At 42.8% G+C, this 25,131-nt stretch carries 29 protein-coding genes; 15 read left to right on the forward strand and 14 right to left on the reverse strand.

Annotated features, from left to right (window positions below):
• Positions 1-92: 92 nt before the first annotated feature.
• Together ACOOE0_RS05610 and ACOOE0_RS05615 are read right to left on the reverse strand one after the other, a co-directional pair.
• Entirely contained in the window at positions 93-605 is a 513-nt protein-coding gene (locus tag ACOOE0_RS05610; protein ID WP_420401488.1) for an acyl-CoA thioesterase, read from the reverse strand.
• Between the two features lie 60 nt (positions 606-665).
• Positions 666-1,610 (reverse strand): SPOR domain-containing protein, encoded by a 945-nt coding sequence (locus tag ACOOE0_RS05615; RefSeq protein WP_420401489.1) that lies wholly within the window; start codon positions 1,608-1,610, stop codon positions 666-668.
• A 104-nt stretch (positions 1,611-1,714) separates the two neighbouring features.
• Between ACOOE0_RS05615 and dprA the strand changes: the two genes are divergently transcribed.
• Both dprA and ACOOE0_RS05625 read left to right on the forward strand, forming a co-directional pair.
• Entirely contained in the window at positions 1,715-2,821 is a 1,107-nt protein-coding gene (gene dprA / locus ACOOE0_RS05620) for a DNA-processing protein DprA (protein WP_420401490.1), read from the forward strand.
• 41 nt (positions 2,822-2,862) lie between these two features.
• Positions 2,863-3,171, forward strand: a complete 309-nt coding sequence (locus ACOOE0_RS05625; RefSeq protein WP_420401491.1) for a GIY-YIG nuclease family protein — start codon at positions 2,863-2,865, stop codon at positions 3,169-3,171.
• A 151-nt stretch (positions 3,172-3,322) separates the two neighbouring features.
• On the opposite strand, the gene trpS is transcribed toward ACOOE0_RS05625, so the two are convergent.
• Both trpS and ACOOE0_RS05635 read right to left on the reverse strand, forming a co-directional pair.
• On the reverse strand, positions 3,323-4,291 hold the full coding sequence (trpS, locus tag ACOOE0_RS05630) for a tryptophan--tRNA ligase (RefSeq protein WP_420401492.1): 969 nt from the start codon (positions 4,289-4,291) through the stop codon (positions 3,323-3,325).
• An 85-nt stretch (positions 4,292-4,376) separates the two neighbouring features.
• On the reverse strand, positions 4,377-4,619 hold the full coding sequence (locus ACOOE0_RS05635; RefSeq protein ID WP_420401493.1) for a GlsB/YeaQ/YmgE family stress response membrane protein: 243 nt from the start codon (positions 4,617-4,619) through the stop codon (positions 4,377-4,379).
• A gap of 56 nt (positions 4,620-4,675) precedes the next feature.
• Here ACOOE0_RS05635 and ACOOE0_RS05640 point away from each other — a divergent pair, with 56 nt between their 5' ends.
• A complete protein-coding gene (locus ACOOE0_RS05640; RefSeq protein ID WP_420401494.1) occupies positions 4,676-5,407 on the forward strand; it encodes a lysophospholipid acyltransferase family protein in 732 nt (243 codons plus the stop codon).
• Here the strand turns inward: ACOOE0_RS05640 and ACOOE0_RS05645 are convergent.
• From ACOOE0_RS05645 to recA, 5 genes are all read right to left on the reverse strand, one after another.
• Positions 5,390-6,556 carry a histidine kinase gene (locus tag ACOOE0_RS05645; protein ID WP_420401495.1) on the reverse strand — a complete coding sequence of 389 codons (1,167 nt, stop codon included), beginning with the start codon at positions 6,554-6,556 and terminating at the stop codon, positions 5,390-5,392. The genes ACOOE0_RS05640 and ACOOE0_RS05645 overlap by 18 nt on opposite strands.
• A gap of 223 nt (positions 6,557-6,779) precedes the next feature.
• The gene (locus ACOOE0_RS05650; protein ID WP_420401496.1) at positions 6,780-8,312 is read right to left on the reverse strand and encodes an outer membrane beta-barrel protein; all 1,533 of its coding nucleotides are present in this window, start codon (positions 8,310-8,312) and stop codon (positions 6,780-6,782) included.
• Positions 8,313-8,843: an RNA polymerase sigma factor gene (locus tag ACOOE0_RS05655; RefSeq protein WP_420401497.1), complete on the reverse strand. Its 531-nt coding sequence runs from the start codon at positions 8,841-8,843 to the stop codon at positions 8,313-8,315.
• A gap of 42 nt (positions 8,844-8,885) precedes the next feature.
• Positions 8,886-9,308 carry a hypothetical protein gene (locus ACOOE0_RS05660; RefSeq protein WP_420401498.1) on the reverse strand — a complete coding sequence of 141 codons (423 nt, stop codon included), beginning with the start codon at positions 9,306-9,308 and terminating at the stop codon, positions 8,886-8,888.
• A gap of 89 nt (positions 9,309-9,397) precedes the next feature.
• The gene (gene recA, locus ACOOE0_RS05665; protein ID WP_420401499.1) at positions 9,398-10,405 is read right to left on the reverse strand and encodes a recombinase RecA; all 1,008 of its coding nucleotides are present in this window, start codon (positions 10,403-10,405) and stop codon (positions 9,398-9,400) included.
• A 293-nt stretch (positions 10,406-10,698) separates the two neighbouring features.
• On the opposite strand from recA, the gene ACOOE0_RS05670 reads away from it, so the two are divergent.
• Positions 10,699-11,730 (forward strand): rhodanese-related sulfurtransferase, encoded by a 1,032-nt coding sequence (locus ACOOE0_RS05670; protein ID WP_420401500.1) that lies wholly within the window; start codon positions 10,699-10,701, stop codon positions 11,728-11,730.
• Positions 11,731-12,068: 338 nt separating this feature from the next.
• On the opposite strand, the gene ACOOE0_RS05675 is transcribed toward ACOOE0_RS05670, so the two are convergent.
• Complete coding sequence (locus ACOOE0_RS05675; protein WP_420401501.1) at positions 12,069-13,574, reverse strand: BspA family leucine-rich repeat surface protein; 1,506 nt, start codon at positions 13,572-13,574, stop codon at positions 12,069-12,071.
• Positions 13,575-13,605: 31 nt separating this feature from the next.
• Between ACOOE0_RS05675 and ACOOE0_RS05680 the strand changes: the two genes are divergently transcribed.
• The 10 genes from ACOOE0_RS05680 (at position 13,606) to ACOOE0_RS05725 (ending at position 21,383) form a co-directional block, all read left to right on the forward strand.
• The gene (locus ACOOE0_RS05680; RefSeq protein WP_420401502.1) at positions 13,606-13,758 is read left to right on the forward strand and encodes a hypothetical protein; all 153 of its coding nucleotides are present in this window, start codon (positions 13,606-13,608) and stop codon (positions 13,756-13,758) included.
• Between the two features lie 42 nt (positions 13,759-13,800).
• On the forward strand, positions 13,801-14,046 hold the full coding sequence (locus ACOOE0_RS05685) for a type II toxin-antitoxin system HicA family toxin (protein WP_420401503.1): 246 nt from the start codon (positions 13,801-13,803) through the stop codon (positions 14,044-14,046).
• Positions 14,047-14,048: 2 nt separating this feature from the next.
• Entirely contained in the window at positions 14,049-14,411 is a 363-nt protein-coding gene (locus ACOOE0_RS05690; RefSeq protein ID WP_420401504.1) for a type II toxin-antitoxin system HicB family antitoxin, read from the forward strand.
• A 119-nt stretch (positions 14,412-14,530) separates the two neighbouring features.
• Entirely contained in the window at positions 14,531-15,688 is a 1,158-nt protein-coding gene (locus ACOOE0_RS05695; protein WP_420401505.1) for a PSP1 domain-containing protein, read from the forward strand.
• On the forward strand, positions 15,678-16,166 hold the full coding sequence (locus ACOOE0_RS05700; RefSeq protein WP_420401506.1) for a gliding motility lipoprotein GldH: 489 nt from the start codon (positions 15,678-15,680) through the stop codon (positions 16,164-16,166). The genes ACOOE0_RS05695 and ACOOE0_RS05700 overlap by 11 nt, the downstream gene beginning before the upstream one ends.
• A gap of 4 nt (positions 16,167-16,170) precedes the next feature.
• The gene (locus ACOOE0_RS05705; RefSeq protein WP_420401507.1) at positions 16,171-18,504 is read left to right on the forward strand and encodes a penicillin-binding protein 1A; all 2,334 of its coding nucleotides are present in this window, start codon (positions 16,171-16,173) and stop codon (positions 18,502-18,504) included.
• A gap of 226 nt (positions 18,505-18,730) precedes the next feature.
• Positions 18,731-19,432 (forward strand): CoA transferase subunit A, encoded by a 702-nt coding sequence (locus tag ACOOE0_RS05710; RefSeq protein WP_420401508.1) that lies wholly within the window; start codon positions 18,731-18,733, stop codon positions 19,430-19,432.
• A 60-nt stretch (positions 19,433-19,492) separates the two neighbouring features.
• On the forward strand, positions 19,493-19,843 hold the full coding sequence (locus ACOOE0_RS05715; protein ID WP_420401509.1) for a four helix bundle protein: 351 nt from the start codon (positions 19,493-19,495) through the stop codon (positions 19,841-19,843).
• A 42-nt stretch (positions 19,844-19,885) separates the two neighbouring features.
• Entirely contained in the window at positions 19,886-20,539 is a 654-nt protein-coding gene (locus ACOOE0_RS05720; RefSeq protein WP_420401510.1) for a 3-oxoacid CoA-transferase subunit B, read from the forward strand.
• A 313-nt stretch (positions 20,540-20,852) separates the two neighbouring features.
• A complete protein-coding gene (locus tag ACOOE0_RS05725) occupies positions 20,853-21,383 on the forward strand; it encodes a GNAT family N-acetyltransferase (protein WP_420401511.1) in 531 nt (176 codons plus the stop codon).
• Here ACOOE0_RS05725 and ACOOE0_RS05730 read toward each other — a convergent pair.
• Complete coding sequence (locus ACOOE0_RS05730) at positions 21,372-21,692, reverse strand: hypothetical protein (RefSeq protein ID WP_420401512.1); 321 nt, start codon at positions 21,690-21,692, stop codon at positions 21,372-21,374. The two genes, ACOOE0_RS05725 and ACOOE0_RS05730, sit on opposite strands and share 12 nt — an antisense overlap.
• Positions 21,693-21,836: 144 nt before the next feature.
• Here ACOOE0_RS05730 and ACOOE0_RS05735 point away from each other — a divergent pair, with 144 nt between their 5' ends.
• Entirely contained in the window at positions 21,837-22,544 is a 708-nt protein-coding gene (locus tag ACOOE0_RS05735; protein WP_420401513.1) for a helix-turn-helix domain-containing protein, read from the forward strand.
• Positions 22,545-22,548: 4 nt separating this feature from the next.
• On the opposite strand, the gene ACOOE0_RS05740 is transcribed toward ACOOE0_RS05735, so the two are convergent.
• From ACOOE0_RS05740 to ACOOE0_RS05750, 3 genes are read right to left on the reverse strand one after another with little or no spacing between them, the layout of a single operon-like run.
• Entirely contained in the window at positions 22,549-23,694 is a 1,146-nt protein-coding gene (locus tag ACOOE0_RS05740; protein WP_420401514.1) for a methionine aminotransferase, read from the reverse strand.
• The gene (locus ACOOE0_RS05745) at positions 23,691-24,164 is read right to left on the reverse strand and encodes a very short patch repair endonuclease (protein WP_420401515.1); all 474 of its coding nucleotides are present in this window, start codon (positions 24,162-24,164) and stop codon (positions 23,691-23,693) included. Before ACOOE0_RS05745 ends, ACOOE0_RS05740 begins: the two co-directional genes overlap by 4 nt.
• Positions 24,165-24,223: 59 nt before the next feature.
• Positions 24,224-25,105 (reverse strand): winged helix-turn-helix domain-containing protein, encoded by an 882-nt coding sequence (locus tag ACOOE0_RS05750; RefSeq protein ID WP_420401516.1) that lies wholly within the window; start codon positions 25,103-25,105, stop codon positions 24,224-24,226.
• Positions 25,106-25,131 lie beyond the last annotated feature (26 nt).

Below are 25,131 nucleotides of genomic sequence, written 5' to 3' on the forward strand. Positions count from 1 at the left end.
AATTTTTGGAATTGTCACTTCGAGCGCAGTCGAGAAGTGCATGAAATTAACAACTCAAAATAGGTCTCGACTGCGCTCGACCAGACAATATTTTAAGAAGTAAATAAAGCCTTTAATTCCGAAGCGTCTGAAGGTTTCATTTTGCCTGCTAGAACCAAACTCAACTGCTTTCTTCGCAAGGCTGCCGCGAACCGTTCTTTTTCCTGTTCGGTTTCAGGTTCCAAGGGAGGCACTTCAGTAGGAATTCCAGTATCGTCAACCGCAACAAAGGTATAGATGGCCTCATTGGCCTTGGCGCGTTCCCCTGTAAATCGGTCTTCCATCCATACATCAATATAGATTTCCATAGAGGTTCTAAAAGCTCTAGAGACTGTGGCTTCCACAGTAACAACGCTTCCAAGAGGGACGGAGCGGTTAAAAGCAACATGGTTCACCGAAGCCGTAACCGTGATCCTACGGCTATGCCTTCTGGCAGCTATACTGGCAGCCCGATCCATTCGGGCCAAAAGTTCGCCACCAAATAGATTGTTCAATGGGTTGGTTTCACTGGGCAAAACCATATCGGTCATCACCGTTCTTGATTCACTGGGCTTTTTTGGGCGCATACCTAATTTTTGCGCAAAGATATTGAAGAGAATTAGGGTATTAAAGAAAAGAGACGGGGATTATCGCTCAGACAACAACCAAGCATCTGGTGATTCCGTTCTTTTGATCTTTTTAAGGTAGGCAAGAGCTTCCTTGGGATCCTCAAAACTGTCATAGGCCACTTGATGGAGCCCAAAGCGGTTAACACCCAAATAAAAGGCATTGTACCCCTGCTCTTTTAGCTGAGTCACCTTCTTTTCGGCATTTTGTTCTACACGGAACGCACCAGCGATGACATGGTGTTTGCCCAACTGCTTTTTGGTTACCTCAATATTTAAAGCTGGAAGTTCAAAAGGCGCACTGTCAAAAAAAGTGGCCTCCTGAATGTGTTGTTCCACCTGATTCCGAGCAGCCTCTTGGGTGGCCAATTGGTTTTCCTGTAATTGTTGGTAGGCTTTAAAGGATGTAGTTCCCACTGAAACAGCCAATAGCAGAATGGCCGCATATTTTAACCACGGTCTAAAAGAGGATTGTTCTCTTTTTTCCGGGGTGATAATAAATGGGATTCGCTCTTCAAGTTCCTCCACTTCTTCCTTAAGGGATTCTCTTTGGATTGGAGTAGCCGCAAATGCGGACAACCCAAAAGAAGAGGTTAGAAAGTTGTTTTTATTCTCAGGCTGAAACTGCACTTTTTGCTCGTTATTGAGCCATAGTTTTCCAACCCCAAAAAGCTCGATGCCATCTCCTTGGTTCAATCTCTTTTTCCAATCCTCGGCAACAGCTTCCACTTCAGAGAGTATCTCGTCATAGGTCAGACCTTTTACCTCTGCAATATGGGAAACCAAAAGACCGTCATTCTTGCTCAACTGCGCGTTAAAGGAAACAGACTTGGTGGGAGGAATCAAGGTATTGGTGGACAAATCCAACGCAGCAGATTTCCCATGGGCCAAAAAGGCACCAAATTCAGGAACCACCACACAATTGTAATTGTACAACAAATCTTCTATGTACGAGTCGATACGCATCGACACAAATATTGCAAAAAAACCCTGAGGACAAAATATGCCAGATAACTTTTTATTAACATTTGAAAATCTGTACTTTGTGAACAACTTAACCTACTTAATAAATGACTGAGGATGAATTTCTTGCGGCTCTTCGGCTGCAGGCGGTCCCAAATATTGGGGATTTGACCGCCAAAAAACTGATTGCCCACTGCGGTAGTCCAACAGCAGTTTTTCAAGATAATGTGCAACACTTATTAAAGATTGAGGGCATTGGAAAAATGACTCTTAAGGGACTTCATGATTCCAGCTATGCCCATGAAGCTGAAAGTGAGTTTGAATTTGTTTCCCACGAAAAGTTGGACTACTCCTATTTTATGGATACAACCTATCCTGATTATTTAAAGCACTGTGCAGATGGGCCTCTACTGCTTTTTCATCGAGGCAACATTGACTTAAAGCACAAGAAGATAATCAGCATTGTAGGCACAAGAAACATCACCAATTACGGCAGGGCGTTCTGCGAGGCCTTTGTTGAAGAAATTGCTCCATTGAATCCGATTATTGTTAGTGGTTTTGCCTACGGGGTGGATATCACAATTCAGAAATTGGCATTGGAGCACGGTTTGCAGACCATTGGTTGTTTGGCACATGGCTTAAATCAAATGTATCCCAAGGCCCATAGAAAGTATGTTTCCAAAGTTGAGAAAAATGGTGGGTTCCTCACCGAGTTTTGGAGCATGAGCAATCCTGACCGAGAGAACTTCTTAAAACGAAATCGGATTATAGCGGGTATTAGTGAAGCTACGCTCGTAGTGGAATCGGCGGAAAAGGGAGGCAGCTTGGTTACCGCGGACTTGGCCAATGGATATAATCGGGAAGTTTTTGCAGTTCCAGGACGATATACAGATAAGTATAGCATAGGGTGCAATAATCTTATTAAGCGACAGCAGGCCCATATGCTTACTTCCGCCGCGGATTTGGTTTACCATTTAGGTTGGGAACTGGAACCAGATGAAGCCAATGCTCCCATTCAAAAACAACTTTTTGTGCAACTGGATGAAACCGAAAAGTCCATTTATTCTTATTTGCAATCGAATGGGAAACAGCTTTTGGACTTGGTGGCTGTGGAATGTCAATTGCCCATTTTCAAGGTTTCATCCACACTTCTTTCTATGGAAATGAAGGGCTTGGTACGTGCCCTGCCGGGGAAGTTGTTTGAAGCGATCTAAAACGTCATTCTGAGCGAAGCGAAGAGTCTCAAACCATTATTATGAATTATCCTTGGCGCACCTATTATATCTACATCTTAACCAATAAAAATAAAACTGTTCTATACACTGGAGTAACTAACAATTTGACACGAAGATTGTCCGAACATCATGAAAATATCATATTGAGAAAGCGGACATTTGCGGCCAGATACAATTGTAGACATCTGCTTTACTATGAGCAGTTCTCTCGGATTCTCGATGCCATAGCAAGAGAAAAAGAAATCAAAGGTTGGCTCAGGGTGAAAAAGTTGAAATTGATTAAAACCATGAATCCAGAGATGGAGTTTTTGGAACACTTGTTTCTGTGAAACTTTATGGTTGTATCCGAATAAGGTTAGTGTCTAAGAATATTCCTGTCAGTCATACTGAGCAAAGCGAAGTATCTCTTGGCAATTGAAGGGCTTAGTGGGATTCTTCACCCTCACTTTGTTGGGGTTCAGAATGACCTTAAAGGCAGTTTTAATACCCTATTTTCTCACGAACACGGGCAAGCACCCCATCCGCCACTTTTTTGGCTTTTTCAGCCCCAATGGCCAAAGCCTCATCCACCTCTTTCAAGTTATTCATGTAGTATTCAAACTTTTCCCGTGGATCGGCAAACCGTTCCATGATGACCTCAAAGAGGGCTTGTTTGGCGTGGCCATAACCGTAGTTTCCTGCAAGATAGTTGGCACTCATCTCTTCAATTTGGTCTGGTTGCGCCAAGATTTTATATAAGGCAAACACATTGTCGTTGGTGGGATCCTTGGGGTCTTCCATGGGAGTACTGTCCGTAACAATTCCCATAATCTGCTTACGCAGTTTTTTATCGGGTTGAAACAGATTGATAAGGTTCCCCTTGCTCTTGCTCATTTTTTCCCCATCCGTGCCTGGTATGTACATGGTCTCTTCTTGAACCTTGGCATCAGGTAAAACAAAAGTCTCCCCAAATTGATGATGGAACCTGGAAGCCACATCACGGGTCATTTCCAAATGTTGCAGTTGGTCTTTCCCAACAGGAACAATATGGGCATCGTACAACAAAATATCAGCAGCCATTAACATGGGATAAGTGAACAACCCTGCATTAACATCTTCCAACCGATCCGCTTTATCCTTAAACGAATGTGCCAAGGTGAGGCGTTGGTAGGGAAAGAAACAGCTCAGGTACCAGGCCAGTTCCGTTACTTGGGGAACATCACTTTGTCTGTAAAAAACAGTCTTTTCAATGTCCAGACCAAAGGCCAACCAGGTTGCCGCAGTGGCATAGGTGTTGTTTCGCAATTCCTCCCCATTTTTTATTTGGGTAAGGGAATGCATATCCGCAATAAAAAGAAACGATTCATTGTTGGGGTCTTGTGCCATTTGAATGGCAGGAACAATTGCCCCCAATATGTTTCCCAAATGCGGGACCCCCGTACTTTGGATTCCCGTTAAGATTCTGGCCATGCCTTAATTTTGGCCGTAAAAGTAACAATCCGCATGCGATAAAAAAAGCAAGGATAGACCGCTTGCCGAAAAAGAGGGTAAAATGTTATTTTTTAAAGAGGCCCGCTACAAAAAGAATCACCACGGCACCAATAACTCCGGTAATCAAGTCGCCCACTAGACCTGAGCCAATCTGAACACCCAAGGTGCCAAAGAGCCAGTTGCCCACGGCACCACCAACAATACCCAGGATAATGTTGATCAAGGCACCAAAACCGCCGCCTTTCATGATTTTTCCCGCCAGCCAACCGGCCGCCGCTCCAACTAAAATGGCATACAAAATTCCCATAATCAAGTTTTTTAGGTTGTTTCCTTAAAGATATTCAAAAATTCTACTTTTGAAATATGGTTCAATTTTTCAGGAACGTTGGGCATGTCCTCTACCGAATTTGGTTCTATGTGTTGGTTGCCCTTCCCATCTTTCTCTTTTTCCCATTTTTACTCCTGACTGTCTTTTCCGAAAAGACCTATCCGCAGTTTTTTTGGTTGGCCCGAAACCTATGGGCCAAACCCATTTTATATGGTATGGGCTGTTTCCCAAAAATTGAAAGGGAACAACAAATGGAAAAAGGGAAGAGTTATATGCTCATATCCAACCATACCAGTATGTTGGATATTATGCTCATGTTGGTGGTAAGCAAAAACCCCTTTGTTTTTGTGGGCAAAAAGGAGCTGGTGAAGATTCCCGTTTTCGGTTTTTTCTACAAACGTGTCTGCATTATGGTAGATCGAGACAGCATTAAAAGCAGAACGGGAGTATATCTACGGGCGCAACGAAGGTTGGATCAAGGGCTCAGCATTTGTATTTTTCCCGAAGGCGGTGTGCCAGAGGAGCACATTATTTTGGATGCCTTTAAGGATGGCGCTTTTAAGATGGCCATTGCCCATAAGATTCCTGTGGTACCCATTACGTTTTACGACAATAAAAAGCGTTTTTCCTTTACTTTTTTTAGCGGGGGGCCTGGTAGGATCAGGGCCAAAGTACATCCCTTTTTTGAAACGGGGATTTTGGGTGAGGAAGATAAATCTACTTTACGGGAAGAAGTGAGGGAGGTGATTTTAAATGAGCTTAAATAAATTGGGCATGGCCAATACAATTGTACTCTTGTTGGCATTTGAATCCAGAAAGTCCTCCTTGCTTATCCGATACCCTTTGTGGGTGTTTAAAAGCCGAATCTGATCCAAAAGTTGCGCATTGTGCTCCTGATATTGGGGAGTAGGTTCCAACAGGGAATTCATCTCATTGTGCTCATGCTGGATTTCCAATAAAACCTGATCTTTTGAAAGTTTAAAGACAATGTTCAGATGAACTTTGCTTCGATTGCTCGACATCAGGTTTTCGATGGTATTTTCCAGCAAGGTTTGGATAAGTGTTGCAGGAACCGTAGCGTCCCATTGTCCCACAGGGTTCCCTACGTCCAAAGTAAATTCAAATTGGTCATCATATCGCAACTTTTGAAGTTTTAAATACCACCCCAGCATTTTAATTTCCTCCTTGAGTTCCACCACCTCAGCACCCAGATGTTTTAGGTTATGTCGGATAAGCTTGCTAAAGGTGGATAAATATTCCAAAGCGGACTTTTTGTTTTCGGAAGTCACATAATATTGAATGGCATTTAGCACATTGAATACAAAATGGGGATTGAGTTGGGAGTTGAGCGCCTTGAGTTTAAGCTCCATCATTTCTTCCTTAATCTGAAGCAGGCTTTCCTGTTTTTCCCGTAACGCTCTGTTGGCCCGTACGCTTTTGATTTTGATAGCGCAAATGGATGCCACGGCGGACAACATTTTTAGGTGGTGCTCGGTAAAAAAACCTTCTTCGGGATGTTCGCAATCAATTACCCCATAAATGATGTCCTCATTGGAAATGGGCACACAGATTTCGGATAGTCGCTGATCATCATCCACAATATAGCGGGAGTCCTTGGAGGTGTTCGGAACAATTTCCGCTTTGCCAGAAACGGCTACCGCTCCAGTGATGCCCTCCCCCAAACTTATTTCCACCGGATTGTACAGATTATGGTCCTTTGGATTTTTTGGGCCATAGGCCGCCTTTTGTACCAGTAGCTTTTGGTCTTGGTCTATCAAATAGACTACGCAATCCACAAATCCCAGTTTGGCAATGCAGTTTTTGGCAAGATCCCATAAGATCTCATCTTCATTTTCCTTTCCTAAAAGCGATTTGGAAAAATAGATAAGTATGTCCTCAAATTGGTTAGTTTTCAAGTATAAGGGACTTAGAAGGCAGAGTAAATTAAGGATTTTTTGTCACTGCGACACATTTTACAAACAAGTTCAAGGGAAAAATCTGACATACCTCGAATGACAACATAAAAAAACACCCCACAGGAATGCAGGGTGCTTCATGATTGTCTAAAGGGACAATCAACCTAACCAACGTCTTTGTGCCGTTCAGCCCAACAGGAAATTATAGGTGGCCCCTGTTTATTTAAAATTTGAAGCTGAAACCACTGTAAACTCCAACCGAGAATGGTCTGAAGGAGCCAGAAGTATCGGAAAACGTATTCAACTGATACTTGAATACGGGTTCCAGATTCAATTGCACTTTAGGCGAAAACTTATAGTTGAACCCAAGCCCAACATTGGTACTAAAATTCATGGAGTTGGCATTGTTGGCTTCACCCACTTCGGTCACCAAACCTTCGGACTCCAACAAAACGGAGTTGTCCACCAAGAAAAGGGAACTTACACCACCAATTAGGTCTACTCCAAACTTTTTATCAATAAGACTATAGTTCAGTTCCAGGGGAATTTCCAAATAACCCAAATTTTGGATCATCTTTCCATCCAAAACCGCACTGGAACTAAAGTTAACTTCTTCCTTATCCAAACTGAGGGCGCCTTTATCCCTACTTTCCACTACAATGTTTTCGGATTGTCTGGCATAATCAATATTGTCAATAAGATTAACAGAGGAGCCATCCAAAGAAGAGGAGAAAACCACGTCATTGGTGTCGTATCCAAAATTGACACGGTGCACCCCGGTACGCACCTTTAATTTTTTACCCACCTCATAAGCCACAAAAACACCATAGCTTAGATCCACATTTCCAGATTTGGAATTGGAGGCAAATGAAGAGTGCACGGGAGACCCTTCGCCTGCAGCACTAAAGTAAACGGGAGCAATGGATGGTCCAACGGACCATTTACTACCAGAGTTTTGGGCAACCACGTCTTCTTCCTGCTCGGCAATGGCATCAAAAATGGATTGTCCTTCATTCTTAGTTTCTTCAACTTGATTTTGGACAATAGCATCTTCTTCCTGGGTCGCATTCTCCAGCAAATTGGTTTTGGATTGCTGCTGATTTGGATTGTTGGTAGCTACTGCTTCTTTCTCAGGTTGAGGTGCCAAATCCAACACATCTTTACGTTCCTTGTTTTGCACTTCTTGACCAACAGCATTGCGTTTTTCCGAAGATTCGGTAGCCGCAACATCAGCGTATTCATGGGTTTTTGGCGCATCTTTCCTTAACGGATCGGCTTGGGTTGGATTCTGGTTACCAGTCAATGGGCTTTCTGCAACTTCCTGCCCGCTCACAAATTGACTTGGATTGGAGCTTACCGAATTGGATTTTCCCTCGCTGGTTTCCACAACGTCATTTTGATTGGATTCCAAGGTGTTGTTTTCTTGAGTGTCCACCAATCCATCTTCTTCAGAAATAGTGGACTGTTCAATCTTGTCCGAAGCATTGTTTTGTTCATCAAGGATTTCGGTGTTTTCCGTTTCCGAAATGATAATTGGTTCATTGTTGTCACTGTCACCAAATGGATTGATCACATACAACAGGATGGCCATTACGGCTGCAGCTCCCCCAAGCCGCCACCAAATGGGCACAACCCTTTTCTTCTGTTTCTTTTTGTCCAAAGAGGCTTCAATGGATTTCCAGACTGCATCATCCGGAAGCTCTTGAAAGTCTCCCAACTTTTCTTTGAACAATTGCTCTAAATTCTTTTTCCCCATCTAAGCAATGTTTATGTTTTCCTTTTCTATCTTTTCTCTCAAGATCATCTTGGCCCTGGCCAAGTTGCTCTTGGAGGTGCCTGTGGATGTCCCCAACATCTCACTGATCTCTTTATGGCTATAGCCATCCAAAACGTACAGGTTAAACGTTAACCTATATTTATTGGGCAGTTCCTGAATGTACCCCAGCAAGGTGGAAAGGCTTATGTCTGTCTGCTCCGTATCTACTTCCACCTCTTCGCCAACATTTTCAGAGACAACATCCATGTACTGCTCTTTTCTATATTTCTGAAGCACCGTGTTTACGGTGATTCTTTTGATCCAACCTTCAAATGACCCATTGAACTTGTACTGATCGATCTTGTTGAAGATGGTCATAAAGCTGTCGTGCAAATTATCCTCGGCCTCCGTTCGGTTCCGAGAATACTTGAGACACATACCGAAAAGAATACCGGAATATTTCCGGTACAATTCGGCCTGCGCCTGCCTTTTGCCTTTTTTGCAATTATGTATCAGCTCGTTTATATCCAAATGTTGGTCAATTTTGGATTAAGGATGCCCTTAATGTAACGATTACTCAATTACGGGAATGGTAAATTCCAAAAATTCGGAATTATCGTTTTCATCCTGTCCAGTATAAAACCTAAAATGGTATTCCCCGGAATACAACACTTGAAAATCAAATGAAGCATTAACTTCCTGGACTACCTGAGTGCATGCCGTATCATCGGTCAGAACAGAACCAATAACAACCACTTCTCGGTCGGTTTGGGCCGTTCTGGCCACATCAAATCCTTCAAAAAATGTACAGCCGTTAGGTCTTACATAGGTGACCTCAATGCTGTAGGTTTCATTCAGTTCAAAGGATTCGGGGACGTTGGCATCTACAATGGACAAGGTAGTAAAACGAAAGTTTTGACCATCATCCAAATCACAGGCATTGAACAGCCCCGCTGTTCCAATAAGCATGACAAGCATTATTGCCTTTCTCATCATAAAAATTTCCTTTTTTATTCCTAGATGAACAGCAATCATAAGGGTTGCGTAAGATTTGCAACCTTAAATCCAGTTATTTGCTGTGAGTGCTATGCACTTACCAAGGAAATGGCTTCCTTGATCTTGCCCTCCAGCTCCTCGGAAAGCTCTGGATTGTCTTGTAGCAATGCCTTTACGGCATCCCTTCCCTGGCCTAGTTTGGTGTCTCCATAACTGAACCAGGAACCGCTTTTCTTTACAATTTCATAGGCCACTCCGAGGTCTAGGATTTCCCCAATTTTCGAAATGCCTTCTCCGTACATAATATCAAATTCCGCAGTCCTAAAGGGTGGTGCCACTTTGTTCTTTACCACTTTAACACGGGTCTTGTTTCCTTGAACACCACCATGGGTATCCTTTATTTGGGTAGAGCGACGGATATCCAAACGAACCGAAGCATAAAATTTAAGGGCGTTACCTCCTGTAGTGGTTTCGGGGTTCCCGAACATGACCCCAATTTTTTCACGCAGCTGGTTGATGAAGATGACCGTACAATTGGTCTTGCTGATGGTTGAGGTCAACTTACGTAGAGCCTGTGACATCAATCTAGCATGTAACCCCATTTTGGAATCTCCCATTTCCCCTTCAATCTCACTTTTTGGGGTCAGGGCTGCGACGGAATCCACAATAACAATATCAATGGCACCAGAACGAATTAGGTTATCCGCAATTTCCAAAGCCTGCTCCCCATGGTCGGGCTGGGAAATGATCAGATTGTCAATATCCACTCCCAATTTTTGGGCATAAAAACGGTCAAAAGCATGTTCCGCATCTATAAAAGCGGCAATGCCTCCATTTTTTTGCGCCTCGGCGATGGCATGAAGCGTTAAGGTAGTTTTACCAGAAGATTCAGGCCCATAAATCTCGATGACCCTACCTCTTGGGTAACCGCCAACGCCCAAAGCAATGTCCAAACCTAGGGATCCAGATGGGATAACATCCACATCTTCCACCACACTGTCCCCCAGTTTCATGACAGCGCCTTTTCCATAGGTTTTGTCCAATTTATCCAGGGTTAATTTTAAGGCTTTTAACTTTGCTTCTTTCTCGTTGCTCATGGTATCATCTTATTTGGAAGGCTAAAAATACCATTTCTTTTGGCACGCAACAACAGCCTCACGCAACCTTTTTGAACAACTGTATCTAAACGGTACTAACTCGTATTATCATAGCGGGCCTAACTAGGGCTCGTTGCCTTTGGCAAAAGGGAAAATTTGCGCTATGAAAAAGGATTAATCGGTTGGGAGGGGTTTCTTTTTAAGAAACCCTTTTTCTTTTTTAGCTGGTTGGATTTTATAACTTTGCCCCACTTTTAGACAATCTATTCTTTAATCTTAACTATTGGTATAGCATGCAACTGTACAATACATTAAGTGCAAAGGAAAGAGAACAGCTTATTGAGGAGGCCGGCAAGGATCGGCTTACCATCTCTTTCTACAAATATGCACACATTGGAAATCCGCAGATTTTAAGGAACCACCTATTTATTGCTTGGAACGAAATGGATGTTCTGGGCAGAATTTATGTGGCTTACGAAGGGGTGAATGCCCAACTATCTGTTCCAGCGGATAATTTTGATGCCTTTAAAACCCATTTGGATAGTATTTCCTTTTTGGAAAATGTTCGTTTGAACATTGCCGTGGAGCAGGACAACAAATCTTTCCTTAAACTCAAAGTAAAGGTGCGCAACAAGATTGTTGCGGATGGCCTGAACGATGACACTTTTGACGTAACCGATAAAGGCGTTCATGTAGGAGCCGAAAGATTCAATGAACTTATTGAAGACCCAGACACGGTTTTGGTGGATATGCGTAACCATTACGAAAGTGAGATAGGCCATTTTAAAAATGCCGTTACCCCAGATGTGGACACTTTTAGGGATTCTTTGGACATTATTGAAGAAGATTTAAAAGAACACAAGGAGGATAAAAAATTGGTGATGTATTGTACTGGGGGAATCCGTTGCGAGAAAGCCAGTGCCTACTACAAACATAAAGGATTTAAAAATGTATTTCAATTGGAAGGAGGGATCATTGAATATACTCGCCAAGTAAAAGCCGAAGGCTTGGAGAACAAGTTCTTGGGCAAAAACTTTGTGTTTGATCACCGTAGAGGAGAGCGTATTTCCGAAGATGTGATAGCTAACTGCCACCAATGTGGCAAACCATGCGACACCCATGTAAACTGTGCCAATGAGGCATGTCATTTGCTCTTTATACAATGCGAGGACTGCGCCAAGGCCATGGACAACTGTTGCTCCACCGAATGCCAGGAGGTACATGCCCTGCCTTACGAAGAACAAAAACGCTTACGAAAAGGGAAACATGCCAGCAACAAGATTTTTAAGAAGGGCCGTTCCGAAGTGTTGAAATATAAAAAGTGACCTTTAGGTCACCTCGAGCTGTCATCCTGAGCGCAGTCGAAGGAGCAGTCGAGAGGTCTATACCTGTCAGTTCGAGTAAAATTCTTGGCGGTTGAGCGTACGCGTGTCGCTGAAACTTTAGCGTAGGCATAGTCGAAGCAGTAAGAATTTCCTATTGATAACCACATCCCAACCCCTCTTAAGAGGGAAGCTGTTTATGGAGCAGTTGAGCAAAATCCCTTCTTGAGAAGGGAAAGATTTTGCGGAGCGAAATCAGGGAAGTGTTATCCTAAGAAGGAACCCCAGAAATTGGATTCCGAGGCCCCCATTTACAATTAAATAGTTAAAGGCATCCTTAATCAAGGATCTGGCGGACATTCAGTATCTCCTAGTATACCCCAATCCAGTCCGTTAGGATCTGTTAAAATGTCCCGAGCAGCTATTGCTTCCGCACCGCAATATACTAGCCCAGTAGCTCCCAAGGTGATACCAATAGGCGTAAACTCTTGAGCTTCCCAACCCACCAAAGTTTTACTATAATTTTCTTTAGAAAGCCCAGAACTGGTAAACATATGCTCCATGGTTTGGACACTTCTAATATCCCAACCACCTAGGTTTTGGTCAAATGCAAATGAATGATCAAACATTGCGGTCATAATTTCCACTTTGGATACATCCCAATTGCTAAGATCTTGATTAAATGAAGAGGCTCCAAAGAACATGTACGCCGTGCTGGTTATAGAGCTTACATCCCAATTGTTCAAATCACCGTTAAAGGAAGAGGCATCAACGAACATGCCATAGAGGCTTGTTACATTCTTTAGATCAGGGGCGTCTTCGGCATTATAAATCATATCGGTACAACCACGGAAGGCTAGAGTAAAACTTTCCCATTCAATAGTGCCCCATTGTTCTATGCTCTTAACTTTTGCAGCATTGGGAGGACTGTTATCCCATAATATCCTGGAAAACGCCCCATTTTCTATACCATCTGTATTTATAGATATAGAATAAACATCAGCAACTGTATATGTATGTTCAGGCAGGGTATTGTAACCAGTAACCTCTTCTATAGTTCCATCACCCCAATCTAGGATATAGTTATAATCGCCTCCTTCGGCAATTCCAAGGGTAACCGATTCATTGGCCTCAGTGGTTTCCATAGTGAAAACAAAGGAGCTTTCTTCCAAGTGGTAAGGGTCATCAATAACGTTCAACACATTAATAGTAATTACCCCTTGTTCAGTTTTACCGCCATCACTTACCTCCACAGTTATAGCATGGGAGGTCACTGTTTCATAATCCAAGCTTGCACCGTCCGCTAAGAACAATTCCCCATTGCTGTTTATTGCAAACAAATCATTGTCATTGGTAATAATCTCAAACATAATTTCGTCACCATCTGGATCCTCTGCGTCAAGGGTGCCGATTATATCAATACTGGATGCATCTTCGTACACCTCAAATGCTTGTGATGAAATTTGTGGTGCTTGATTCGTGTTGATTACATTGATTGTGATAGTGGCTGTGGTAGTTTCGGCGCCGTCAGAAACACTGATTACAATTTCGTGTGAGGTGGCCGTATTATAATCCAAGCTTTGTCCATTGGCAACTCGTAGTTCACCTCGATCAGAAATAACAAAAAGGTCATTATCATTGGTTACAATGGCAAATGATAGAGCGTCGGCATCAGCATCGGAAGCCTGAATGGTAGTAATTACATCAACAGGGGAGCTATTTTCTTGGGCATCATACTCCAAGACCGTTATTTGAGGGGGTCGGTTTTCCTGCACTTTGTCTTTTTCACAAGATGCAAGGAAGACCAATCCAAATAGCATAATTGGAAATAGGATTTTCAGTTTCATAATTTTTGGGTTTAAAGTTAAAGGCCTAAAAGTGCTTTCTATTTTCTATTCTGAGCAGACCCAACTGACGGATGCTGGTTTTGAGTTGATGGATGATGGTTTTGGGTTGACGGATTTTTTGCCAGCTGACTGGAAAATGACCAGCTTTAACCATGGGTTTCAGACTACCAATAACCAATTTTAATTGTAACTATTTTTTAGTTACATATTTTGTTTTACCTTTGCCATGAGCAGAATTGATAAACTAATAGAGCGATTTAAAAATGTTCCAAAAGATTTTACTTGGAGCGAACTGATTAAAATCCTTGCTCATTTTGGATACCACGAGATTGGAAAGAAAGGAAAAACAGGAGGTTCTCGGGTAAAATTTGGCAATAGTGATAAAGAAATTATCAGCTTGCACAAACCCCATCCAGGAAACATTGTAAAACAATATGTTATAAGGCAAGTGTTGGAAAAACTGAATTTATAGGTATGGGAAGTTTTTTAGAATACAAAAATTATATAGGCTCCGTGGAATTTAGTGCAGAAGACAATGTTCTATATGGCAAAGTGTTGGGCATAAACGACTTGATAAACTTTGAGGCAATTTCCGTTGATGGGCTCAGAACCGCCTTCATGGAAGCTGTAGATGACTATTTGCATACTTGCAAGGAGATGGATAAAGAACCCGATAAATTTTATAAAGGGGTGTTTAATGTGCGCACAGGATCTGATCGCCACAGGGATCTTGCCCTTATAGCAGGTAAAAGAAAGCTAAAGCTGAATGAGGTGGTAAATGTTTCCTTTGAATATTTAATAAAGCATGAAGAGGAAGTTTTTGGCAAGGCTCAATAGCCAATGACACAGAAGTAGCATTTCTCCACTGCCCAATTTATGCTATCTTTACCTCAAGATTTTTTATGAACCCTTTTTAGACTGATGCTTCAGCATCGCTCTAAATCAAGATATTAAATATGGGATGTAGCAGTTGTTCAACCGGCAAGGATGGACAACCGCGGGGTTGCAAGAACAACGGTACTTGCGGCACAGATGGTTGTAACAAGCTTACAGTCTTTGACTGGCTTTCCAATATGTCGCTGCCCAACGGTCAAAAACCTTTTGATTGCGTTGAGGTACGATTCAAGAACAGTAGAAAGGAATTCTTTAGAAATGTGGACGGCATTCCGCTCTCCATTGGGGATGTAGTGGCCACCCAGGCCAAATCTGGCCACGATGTGGGGATTGTAACGTTGACCGGGGAATTGGTCAAGGTACAGATGCGAAGAAAAAAAGTAGCGCTGGACGACAAAACCCTTCCCAAGATTTATAGAAAAGCTTCGCAACGCGATATTGACATCTGGCAAAAAAGCCGAAGCAAGGAGGCGGAGGTGCAAAAGCGCTCGCGCGAAATAGCCATTTCCCTAAAATTGGAAATGAAATTGAGCGATGTGGAGTTTCAAGGTGACGGTTCCAAAGCAACTTTTTATTACACTGCCGAGGAAAGGGTGGACTTTAGGCAGTTGATCAAGGACATGGCCAAAGCCTTTGGCATCCGTATTGAGATGCGCCAGATTGGTTACCGACAAGAAGCCCAACGTTTGGGCGGGATAGGATCTTGCGGTCGCGAACTTTGTTGTTCTACTTGGCTAACCGATTTTAGATCGGTAAGCACAGCTTCGGCTCGATACCAACAATTGGCATTGAATCCCCAAAAGCTGGCAGGACAATGTGGAAAGCTCAAATGTTGCCTCAATTATGAATTGGACATGTATCTGGAGGCATTGAAGGATTTCCCTTCCCAGGACAGCAAGCTTCAGACCAAAAAGGGAGTTGCCTTTTGCCAAAAAGCGGATATTTTTAAGCAGACCCTTTGGTTTTCCTATAGGGATGACCCGGCCACCTGGCATGCCTTGGACAAGGACCATGTGCTGGAAATCTTGGAACTGAACAAGAAGAATGAAAAAATCGCTAGCTTGGAGGAATATGCCCAAGACAATGTAAGCGACGAAAAAATGGCCTTTGAAAATGTGGTGGGGCAGGACAGCCTTACCCGTTTTGATCGACCCAAGCGAAAGAAACGCAACAAGAAAAGAAGAAAAAACAAACCAAAATCTTCTTCCAATGCACAATAAAATTTACTATGCCTTGGTTTTATTCCTAGGCTTGGTATCGTGTAACAGTAATCTGGTATTTTCTGAATTTGAACCCATGTCCAATGGCAAATGGCAAATGGATCAGCTGGTGGATTTCCAGTTTTCAGAATTGGATTCGGTACAGGGCCATAACATGTTCATCAATATAAGAAACGACAATACCTACCCGTTCAGCAACCTCTTTTTGATTACGGAACTGGAGTTTCCCAATGGCCAGACCCAGAAGGATACCTTGGAATACAAAATGGCGGAACCCACTGGGGAATGGCTGGGCAAAGGATTTGGCAGTATCAAGGAAAACAAGCTTTGGTACAAGGAAAACATCGTTTTCCCCGATTCTGGCGTATATAAATTGAGTGTGGCGCACGCCATGCGTAAAAATGGCGAGGTAGAAGGTCTTCACATTTTGGAGGGCATTACCGATGTAGGTTTGGAAATTGAAAAAAGCACCCAATAAAGCAATGGCAAAAGCTAAACAGAAGAAGCCGAAGAGCTTTCTTCCTTTCATTAAATGGTTTTGGATTCTTTTCGGAGTCGGGATTCTCTCGGCAGCACTGATATTTTTATTGGCATCTTGGGGCGCCTTTGGTGAAATGCCCACTTTTGAGCACTTGGAAAACCCCAACACCAATTTAGCCACGGAAATCATTTCTTCGGATGGGGAAACCCTGGGAAAACTTTACTTGGACGATAACCGAACTCCTGTTGCCTTTAAGGAGCTGCCCCAAAATTTGGTGGACGCCTTAGTGGCCACTGAGGACGCCCGTTATTTTGACCACGCAGGGATAGATGCCAGGGGAACCATACGCGCCTTTGCCTATTTAGGACGAAAGGGAGGTGCAAGTACGATCTCCCAGCAATTGGCAAGACAACTCTTCATAGGGGTAAGGGACAAGCAAAGTACAACCAACGCCTTATTTCAAAAAATTAAGGAATGGGTAATTGCCACCCGTTTGGAACGCAATTATACCAAGGAGGAAATCATAGCCATGTATATGAACATCTATGATTTTGGATATGCCGCAGATGGCATTCGTTCCGCAGCCCGAATTTATTTCGGAAAGGAGCCATCGGAATTGAGAACACAAGAGTCCGCTGTTTTGGTGGGGATGCTGAAGAACTCCTCCCTATTCAATCCGATTAGAAGACCGGAAATGGTTTTAGGCCGAAGGAATACGGTATTGGGACAAATGGCGAAGTATGATTACATAACACAAGCTGAAAAAGACTCCCTTCAAAAGATGGAAATGGACATCAACTTTAGTCCAGAATCCCATAGAGAGGGTTTGGCAACCTATTTCAGGATGTATGCCCAACGATGGCTGAACAGATGGGTAAAGGAAAATCCAAAACCAGACGGGGAGAAGTATAATATCTATTTGGACGGATTAAAGATTTTCACCACTATTGACTCCCGCATGCAGAAGAATGCAGAGGAAGCCATGGAGGAACACATGAAGAATCTTCAAGCCGAGTTCTTCCATCAAAACACCACAAAAAGGAACCCTACGGCACCATTTTTGGATATCACTAACGGGGCCATCGATACGATAATGCGGAGCGCTATGAGGCGTTCAGCGCGTTGGAGAAGTATGTCAAGACAAGGAAAATCTGAAGAGGAAATTAAAAAATCTTTCCATGAAAAAACGGAAATGACCGTCTTTGATTGGAATAGCGATTCGTATGAAAAGGACACCATTATGACTCCTTTGGATTCCATTCGCTACTATAAAATGTTTTTGAGAACGGCCATGATGTCGATGGAACCGCAAACAGGTCATGTGAAAGCTTGGGTTGGTGGAGTGGATTATAAGCACTTTCAATATGACAATGTAATTCAGGGTGCCCGCCAGGCGGGATCTACCTTTAAACCATTCGTCTATGCCGCGGCAATTGACCAACTTCGCTATTCCCCTTGCGATTCGCTGCCGGACAATCAGTATTGTATAGAGCCATTAAAGCATGGGAATATGGAGGCTTGGTGCCCCAAAAACTCTGATGGAAAATACTCAGGGAAAAACAGGACACTTAAAAATGCACTGGCAAATTCGGTGAACACGGTTACTGCCCAATTGATTGATCAAGTTGGTCCGGCATCGGTGGTCAATATTGCTAAAAATATGGGCTTGGGCGATGATATTCCAGAAGTGCCATCCATTGCTTTGGGCACCCATGATTTTGGAGTTTATGACATGGTAGGGGCTTATGGCACTTTTGCCAACCAGGGGGTCTATGTTAAGCCTGTAATGGTTACCCGGATTGAAGACAAAAATGGAACCGTACTATATGAGTATGTTCCCGAGACCAAAGATGTATTGAGCAAGGACGTGGCCTACGCCATGGTAAATTTAATGGAAGGAGTGACCCAGGGAGGTTCTGGTACCAGGTTGCGCCATACTTTTGCAAAAGAACAGCGGGTTTACCAAGATATTATAACAGGATACCCATATGAATTGACCAATCCCATTGCGGGAAAGACGGGAACTACGCAAAATCAAAGTGATGGATGGTTTATGGGGATGGTACCCAACTTGGTCACAGGAGTTTGGGTAGGCGGTGATGATCGATCCATACACTTTAAAAGTCTCACGTACGGTCAGGGAGCTTCAATGGCCTTGCCTATTTGGGCATTGTACATGAAGAAGAACTATGAAAATGAGGAGTTGGGAGTATCCACGGAAGCTTTTGAGGAGCCCGAAGAGTTGTCCATTAATGTGGACTGTACCAAAGTGTTGGAGGAACTCAAGGAAGAAACGGATACCGAGGACGATTTGGACGAGGATATAGGCTTTTAGGCCAAAGGAAAAAACACTGAAAAATAAGCTCCATGTGAAGATTCTTCCTTGGGGCTTTTTTTCTGCCACTGGAATCACAACATTAACGGCATAGATTCCGTGGCATTGTCATTCCTGCTTTTGCAGGAAACCATGCGGATGCACTCTTAGGGTTTCTTTTGAAAACAAAACGGTTTCAGGAATTCTTTAATTATCGTAATTTCAACAGCAATAAAATTGGAATTGGATGATCAAGAAAACTGTAGCAACTGTAGAACAAGCTTTGGAAGGGGTAGCGGATGGAATGACCTTTATGCTAGGAGGGTTTGGGCTCTGCGGAATCCCGGAAAATGCCATTGGGCAATTGGTAAGCTTAGGGATTAAGGACATTACCTGTATCTCCAACAACGCAGGGGTTGACGATTTTGGATTGGGGCTTTTGCTGCAACAACATCAAATCAAAAAAATGATCTCTTCCTATGTGGGAGAAAACGATGAGTTTGAGCGCCAGATGCTAAGTGGGGAATTAGAAGTGGAATTGACTCCCCAAGGCACTTTGGCAGAAAAATGTAGGGCGGCTCAAGCGGGATTCCCGGCATTTTACACCCCAGCGGGCTATGGAACCGAGGTCGCTGAAGGAAAGGAAACTCGTGAATTTGATGGCAAGATGTATGTTTTGGAACCTGCATACAAAGCAGATTTTGCCTTTGTAAAAGCATGGAAAGGGGATGAAGCGGGCAATTTGATTTTCAAGGGAACCGCAAGAAATTTTAATCCTTGTATGTGTGGTGCTGCCAAGATAACGGTGGCGGAGGTGGAGGAATTGGTTCCTGCAGGAAGTCTGGATCCCAATACAATTCATATCCCTGGGATTTTTGTACAGCGCATTTTTCAAGGAGAGCGGTACGAGAAAAGGATAGAGCAGAGGACCGTTCGGTCAGTTGATTAATTGTCCAATGTGGAAATTTGAAAATGAGCAAATGTAAAAATGGCCTAATAGTTTGTGGGAATGAAGGAGAACGTTGTTGTGGTAAAATCTACGGAATTGGCTTTGGAGATAATTTCATTTTGCGAAGTGCTTGAGGCAAAAAAGAAGTTTGTTGTGGGCAAGCAACTATTAAGGTCGGGAACAAGTGTTGGGGCAAATATTCGAGAATCGCAACATGCAGAAAGCAGGGCTTACTTCATCCATAAGCTAAAAATTGCAGCCAAAGAGTTGGAGGAGACCAAATACTGGTTGGAACTTTGTGAAAAGGCCCCTACCTATCCATCAAAGTCCGAACTGGGACCAATGACCAAGGAATTGGGATTGATTTTAGGCAAAATTGTAAGTACAAGTAAAAGAAATTCAAAGAAATAAGGAATTGGCACATTGCCAAATTGAAAAATTAGCATATTAAGCATGTTGGATAAAAACGGAATCGCAAAACGGATTGCAAAAGAAGTCAAGGACGGATATTATGTGAACCTAGGGATAGGAATACCCACTTTGGTGGCCAATTTTGTGCGGGAAGATATCAGTGTGGAATTTCAGAGCGAAAATGGAGTGTTGGGCATGGGGCCATTCCCGTTTGAGGGCGAAGAGGATGCCGATATCATAAATGCTGGAAAACAGACCATAACCACCCTTCCAGGAGCTTCTTTTTTTGACTCTGCACTAAGTTTTGGCATGATTAGGGGGCAACATGTGGACTTGACCATTTTAGGAGCTATGGAGGTGGCAGAAAATGGCGATATCGCCAACTGGAAGATTCCGGGCAAGATGGTAAAAGGTATGGGCGGTGCAATGGATTTGGTGGCCTCGGCTGAGAATATCATAGTGGCCATGATGCATACCAATAAGGCTGGAAAATCCAAATTGCTTAAAAGATGTTCGCTTCCACTGACAGGAGTGGGTTGCGTAAAGAAAATTGTCACCAATTTGGCCGTATTGGAGGTGACCCCGGATGGGTTTAAATTATTGGAAAGGGCTCCTGGGGTATCTGTGGAAGATGTGGTGAATGCTACAGAAGGTAAGCTACAGGTGCAGGGGGAGATTCCCGAGATGGAAATATAGTCTCTATACCAATCAGTTTGTTTACCACAATATACCGCAGCTTCACAACAAATTTTTTATTTGATTTTTCTTTAGCTGTATTTTGGTAGTGTTGAATAATTTTCCCAAATTAACCATCCTTAAAATCAACACCATGGCACCCAAATTTTTCCGCTCCTCAGTAGAGGACAACGTTCAAGTTTACAGAAACGATTTTTTCACAGGATTTATGTTATTGATCAAGAAGCTTTTTATGCTTTAAGACCCATAAAATGAAAAAATGTAAGGGCCAACAAAATTGTTAGGCTCTTTTTTTATTCCATAATTTAGAGGGATGAATAAGCCCTCCAATCATTTAACTTTTCGGGAATGCACATTGTCGGATTTGGATGTCTTAATCCAAATATCCAAAGACACTTTTATCGCAGCATTTGAAGCAGAAAATGAACCCAAGGATTTCAGGGAATATATAGCATCAGCATTTAGCAGGGAACAACTGCAAAAGGAACTGTTGAATATCGACTCCCAATTCTATTTTGTTTTTGAAAATATGGATTTGGTGGGCTACTTCAAAGTGAACAACGGCCAAGCGCAAACAGATGTTAAAGACAATAATTCGTTGGAATTGGAACGGATCTATGTTGTTGACGGTCACCAAGGCAAGGGCATTGGGGCATGGATGCTCCAACAAATTATCAATTTGGCCAAACATAAAGGCATGGCCTATGTGTGGTTAGGGGTATGGGAACATAACCCAGGAGCCATAAGATTCTACCAAAAACATGGGTTTACCAAGTTTGGCACCCATCCGTATTACATCGGGAACGACAAACAAACGGATTGGTTGCTTCGGTTAATGCTTTAAAATACCATCCAAAAACATAATGTCTCCTTCAGACTGCAATTTCCTTGCTACGGAATTTTCCAAGGCTGCGTGGATGAGCAGGGCCAATGCCATGGAGTTACCTTCGGTTAAACTATTGGTTCTATAAACCAGGTCCCTTACCGTGGAAAAACTGATACTACACCCTGAAGCAATATTGGCCAAATTGTCCTTGTTCAGGTTTCTTCTTAAAATCGTGGAAAGTTCCTGTCCAATCGGTTTACCAAAATCGGAGCTGGTAAACATTTCCTCGTATTTGATTCGTAGGTCGGAAGATTTGAGCGTGCCCATACATGTAAATTGTTAAGTTAAACTTGTAATAAATGAAATAATTCCCTTTTTCTATATTTGATCGTAAGGGAAGTACAAAGGTGAAGTTGAGAATTACGCATTTTTATGGGTATGCGTAAAAATATTACACAAGATAGTGATTTTATGCACATAATAAAAGAGTTAAGACGAAAAAAAGGAATAAGTCAAACAGAATTTGCCCATGCCATTGGTGTTAGCCTGCGAACCGTGCAGCTTTATGAGAGAAGAGACGCCAATATTCCAAATAAAAATTTAAAGAAAATTGCCCAATTTTTTGATATGACCATCCCCGAACTCGTCATTCATGAGTTCCACGACCCCAACGATACCTATGGGAAAAAGAAACCCTACGCCAAACAGGGTAGCGTGTTCTACCCTTTGGAACACGGAAAACTATTGGTAATGTCCCCTTTGGTGCTCATGGAGCAGCAAAAGGAATATATTACCCGTGTAAAAACCGGTCTTGTTTCCCAAAATGCATTCGAAACAGGGTTTGTGATGGACTCCATTGACGATGAACTTCACATGGCTTTTGAAATAACGGGGAATTCCATGTATGACGGAACCATAGATTCCATTCCCAACAAATCCATAGTTCTAGGCGTAGAGGTGGACGTCAAGGAGTTTGCTTTGGAAAACAATGGGCTATTCAACAAATCGTATGTTTTGGTCTGCAAGGACCGCATTATCTGTAAGCGAATCACCAACTATAATGTTGAAAAAGATGTTTTCCAGTGTAACAATCTAAACAAGGCACCCGAGTTCCAGGATTTTGAGCTTTCGGGAAAGGATGTGCTCCAAATCTTTCGGATTGCTAGAAGACAGCTGTAACCGCTTAGATTCGTTGTAGTATTTCTGCCGCTTGGTCAAGGACATCTTCTGTTTTCCCGAAGCAAAACCGCAGGAACCTTTGATTGTAATCAGGCCCGCAAAATACCGAAATGGGAATGCTGGCCAATTGATGTTCCCTGATGAGACGTATCGCAAAATCCATGTCTTTCTCATCCGTTATTTTTCCATAATCCAACAATTGAAAGTAGGTTCCAGCAGAAGGCACGGCCTCAAACCTTGAACCTTGGATGGCATTTAAAAAATAATCTCGCTTCTTTTGATAAAAACTCCCTAGTTCAAGATAATGTTCAGGAGATTGCAGGTATTCATTCAATGCAATTTGAAGCGCATGGTTTACCGAAAAAACATTGTACTGGTGAACCTTATGGAACTCTTGCATCAAAGCTTTGGGGGCCACACAATATCCAATTTTCCAACCCGTAACATGGAAGGTCTTTCCAAAGGAGGAACAAACGATGCTTCGTGAGGCCAAATCAGGAAATTTGGATACACTATGGTGCTGTTCCCCATCAAAGGTGATATGTTCATAGACCTCGTCGCTCAGCAAGATTATATTGGTATCCTTAAGGATTTCCTGCAATTGTAGCATATCTGATTCGGACCAAATTGTGCCCGTGGGATTGTGGGGCGTATTGATGATCATCATTCGGGTTTTAGGGGAGATGGCTTTTTTAAGTCCATTCCAATCTACCTTAAATGATGGTCCCTCCAATGCAATGGGAACCACCATGCCACCAAATAGTTCAATGGCGGGTTCATAACAGTCATAGGCTGGACGAAGTACAATGACTTCATCCTTGGGCCGAACAAAGGCCGCAATGCTGGTGAAGATGGCTTCAGTTGCCCCTGCAGTAATCGTAATCTCTGTTTCGGGATGATAGGATTTGCCGTAGAGACTTTCCGTTTTTTCTGAAATGGTTTCCCGAAGACTTAAAATACCCTGCATGGGGGCATATTGATTAAAATCGTCTTGGTGAGCCTGGTTCACCAACCGCAGCAATTTGGAATCGGGGGAGAAATTGGGAAACCCCTGGGATAGGTTGATGGCGTTATGTTCCTTGGCCAACTGACCAATGACCGTGAAAATTGTAGTGCCTAAATTGGGCAATTTGGAGTTGATTTTAATCATTCGGGTTGCTTTTTTAACCATACAATTACCTCATCCAAACAACGATCAAGTTCTTTTTTGATTTCACTTTCCCAAAATCGAAATACGGTGTATCCCATTTCTTCCAAGGCTTCGTTAACCTCTTGATCACGTTGTATGTTTCGCTCTATTTTGGGAATCCAGAACTCTTTGTTTGTTTTGATTTTGAGCTTGCGTTCCCCCCAATTGTGGCCGTGCCAAAACTCCCCATCAATAAATATGGCTGTTCGATACTTTTTAAGCACAATGTCCGGCTTTCCAATCAACTTTTTATAATCTATGCGATAACGGTAGCCAGCGGCCCATAATGCTTTTCTAAAAGCCAATTCTGGTTTGGTGTTCTTGCCGCGGATCTTGCCCATGATCTTGGAACGTTCAGGCGTGGTATAAAAACCGGACTCCTCATTGAACCGAGGAACTTTAATGCGCTCTTTGGGATAGTTTTTGGGCATGTTTCAAGATAGCAAAAAGGGAAGCTTAAATTTCATTCCGATGGGATTTCTTGTGCGGATTATTTCTTGGAATCCTTCAGTATTTCCAGTTTATAACCAACCCCATGCACATTGATCAGATTGATATGATCCTCGTCCTTGAACTTCTTTCTGAGTTTGGAGATGAAGGTGTCCAAACTTCGACCAACAAACACACCCTTGTTTTCCCAAACTTCCTTGAGTAATTGATCACGGCTAACCACTTGGTTGATGTTGTCGGCAAAAATTTTAAGTAAGTCCGTCTCCTTTGCGGTTAACCCAATATCCGTACCATCCTTGACCAATTTGTTCTGATCTGTGTAAAAAGCGTAATTGCCAAGGGGTATATAGGCCAATGTATTTTGGGGTTCTGACGATTCCTTACGCTTTACCAGGAAAAACAGACCTATTCCTAAAGTGCCAAACACCACTAGCGTGTACCATGGGGCACTCAATTTGGATTCTTTGACATCTGTGGGCTTGGGAAAAATCACATGGATGGAATAGCAATTCATGGGGAGATTTCTGCCCAAACAGGGTACAATGTTCCGCTCTTCACTATCTGAGACCGCATAGCTGTAATTCACTTCGTTCTGTTGGCAGTCCACTACTTCCACCAAATAGTCACTGGGCAGGTTCATGGCCTTAAAATTTCGCTCTACCGATGCCACTAAGCTATCCGGAACTATGGGTAACTCCATTTCAAAAGTCAGCTGAAAACTTTGAGGCCCATTTTGTATTACCGGCAAGACCAACGAGCTGGAATCCTGGCTTTGCAACAACAAGGTGTTTCCTGTATTCCTAAGTGCAACCTTTACCCGGTTTGAAAAAGTGTCATCTTGGTTTTTGGGCTCATTTTTGATCACCGCAAAAGAAAGTGCAAACACGAACAACGCGCTATATATATAGAGTACAACTTTCATTTATGGCGGATTTTTGTCAAATTAAA

Origin of the sequence: Flagellimonas sp., from assembly GCF_965215805.1 — a bacterium.
GTDB lineage: Bacteria > Bacteroidota > Bacteroidia > Flavobacteriales > Flavobacteriaceae > Flagellimonas.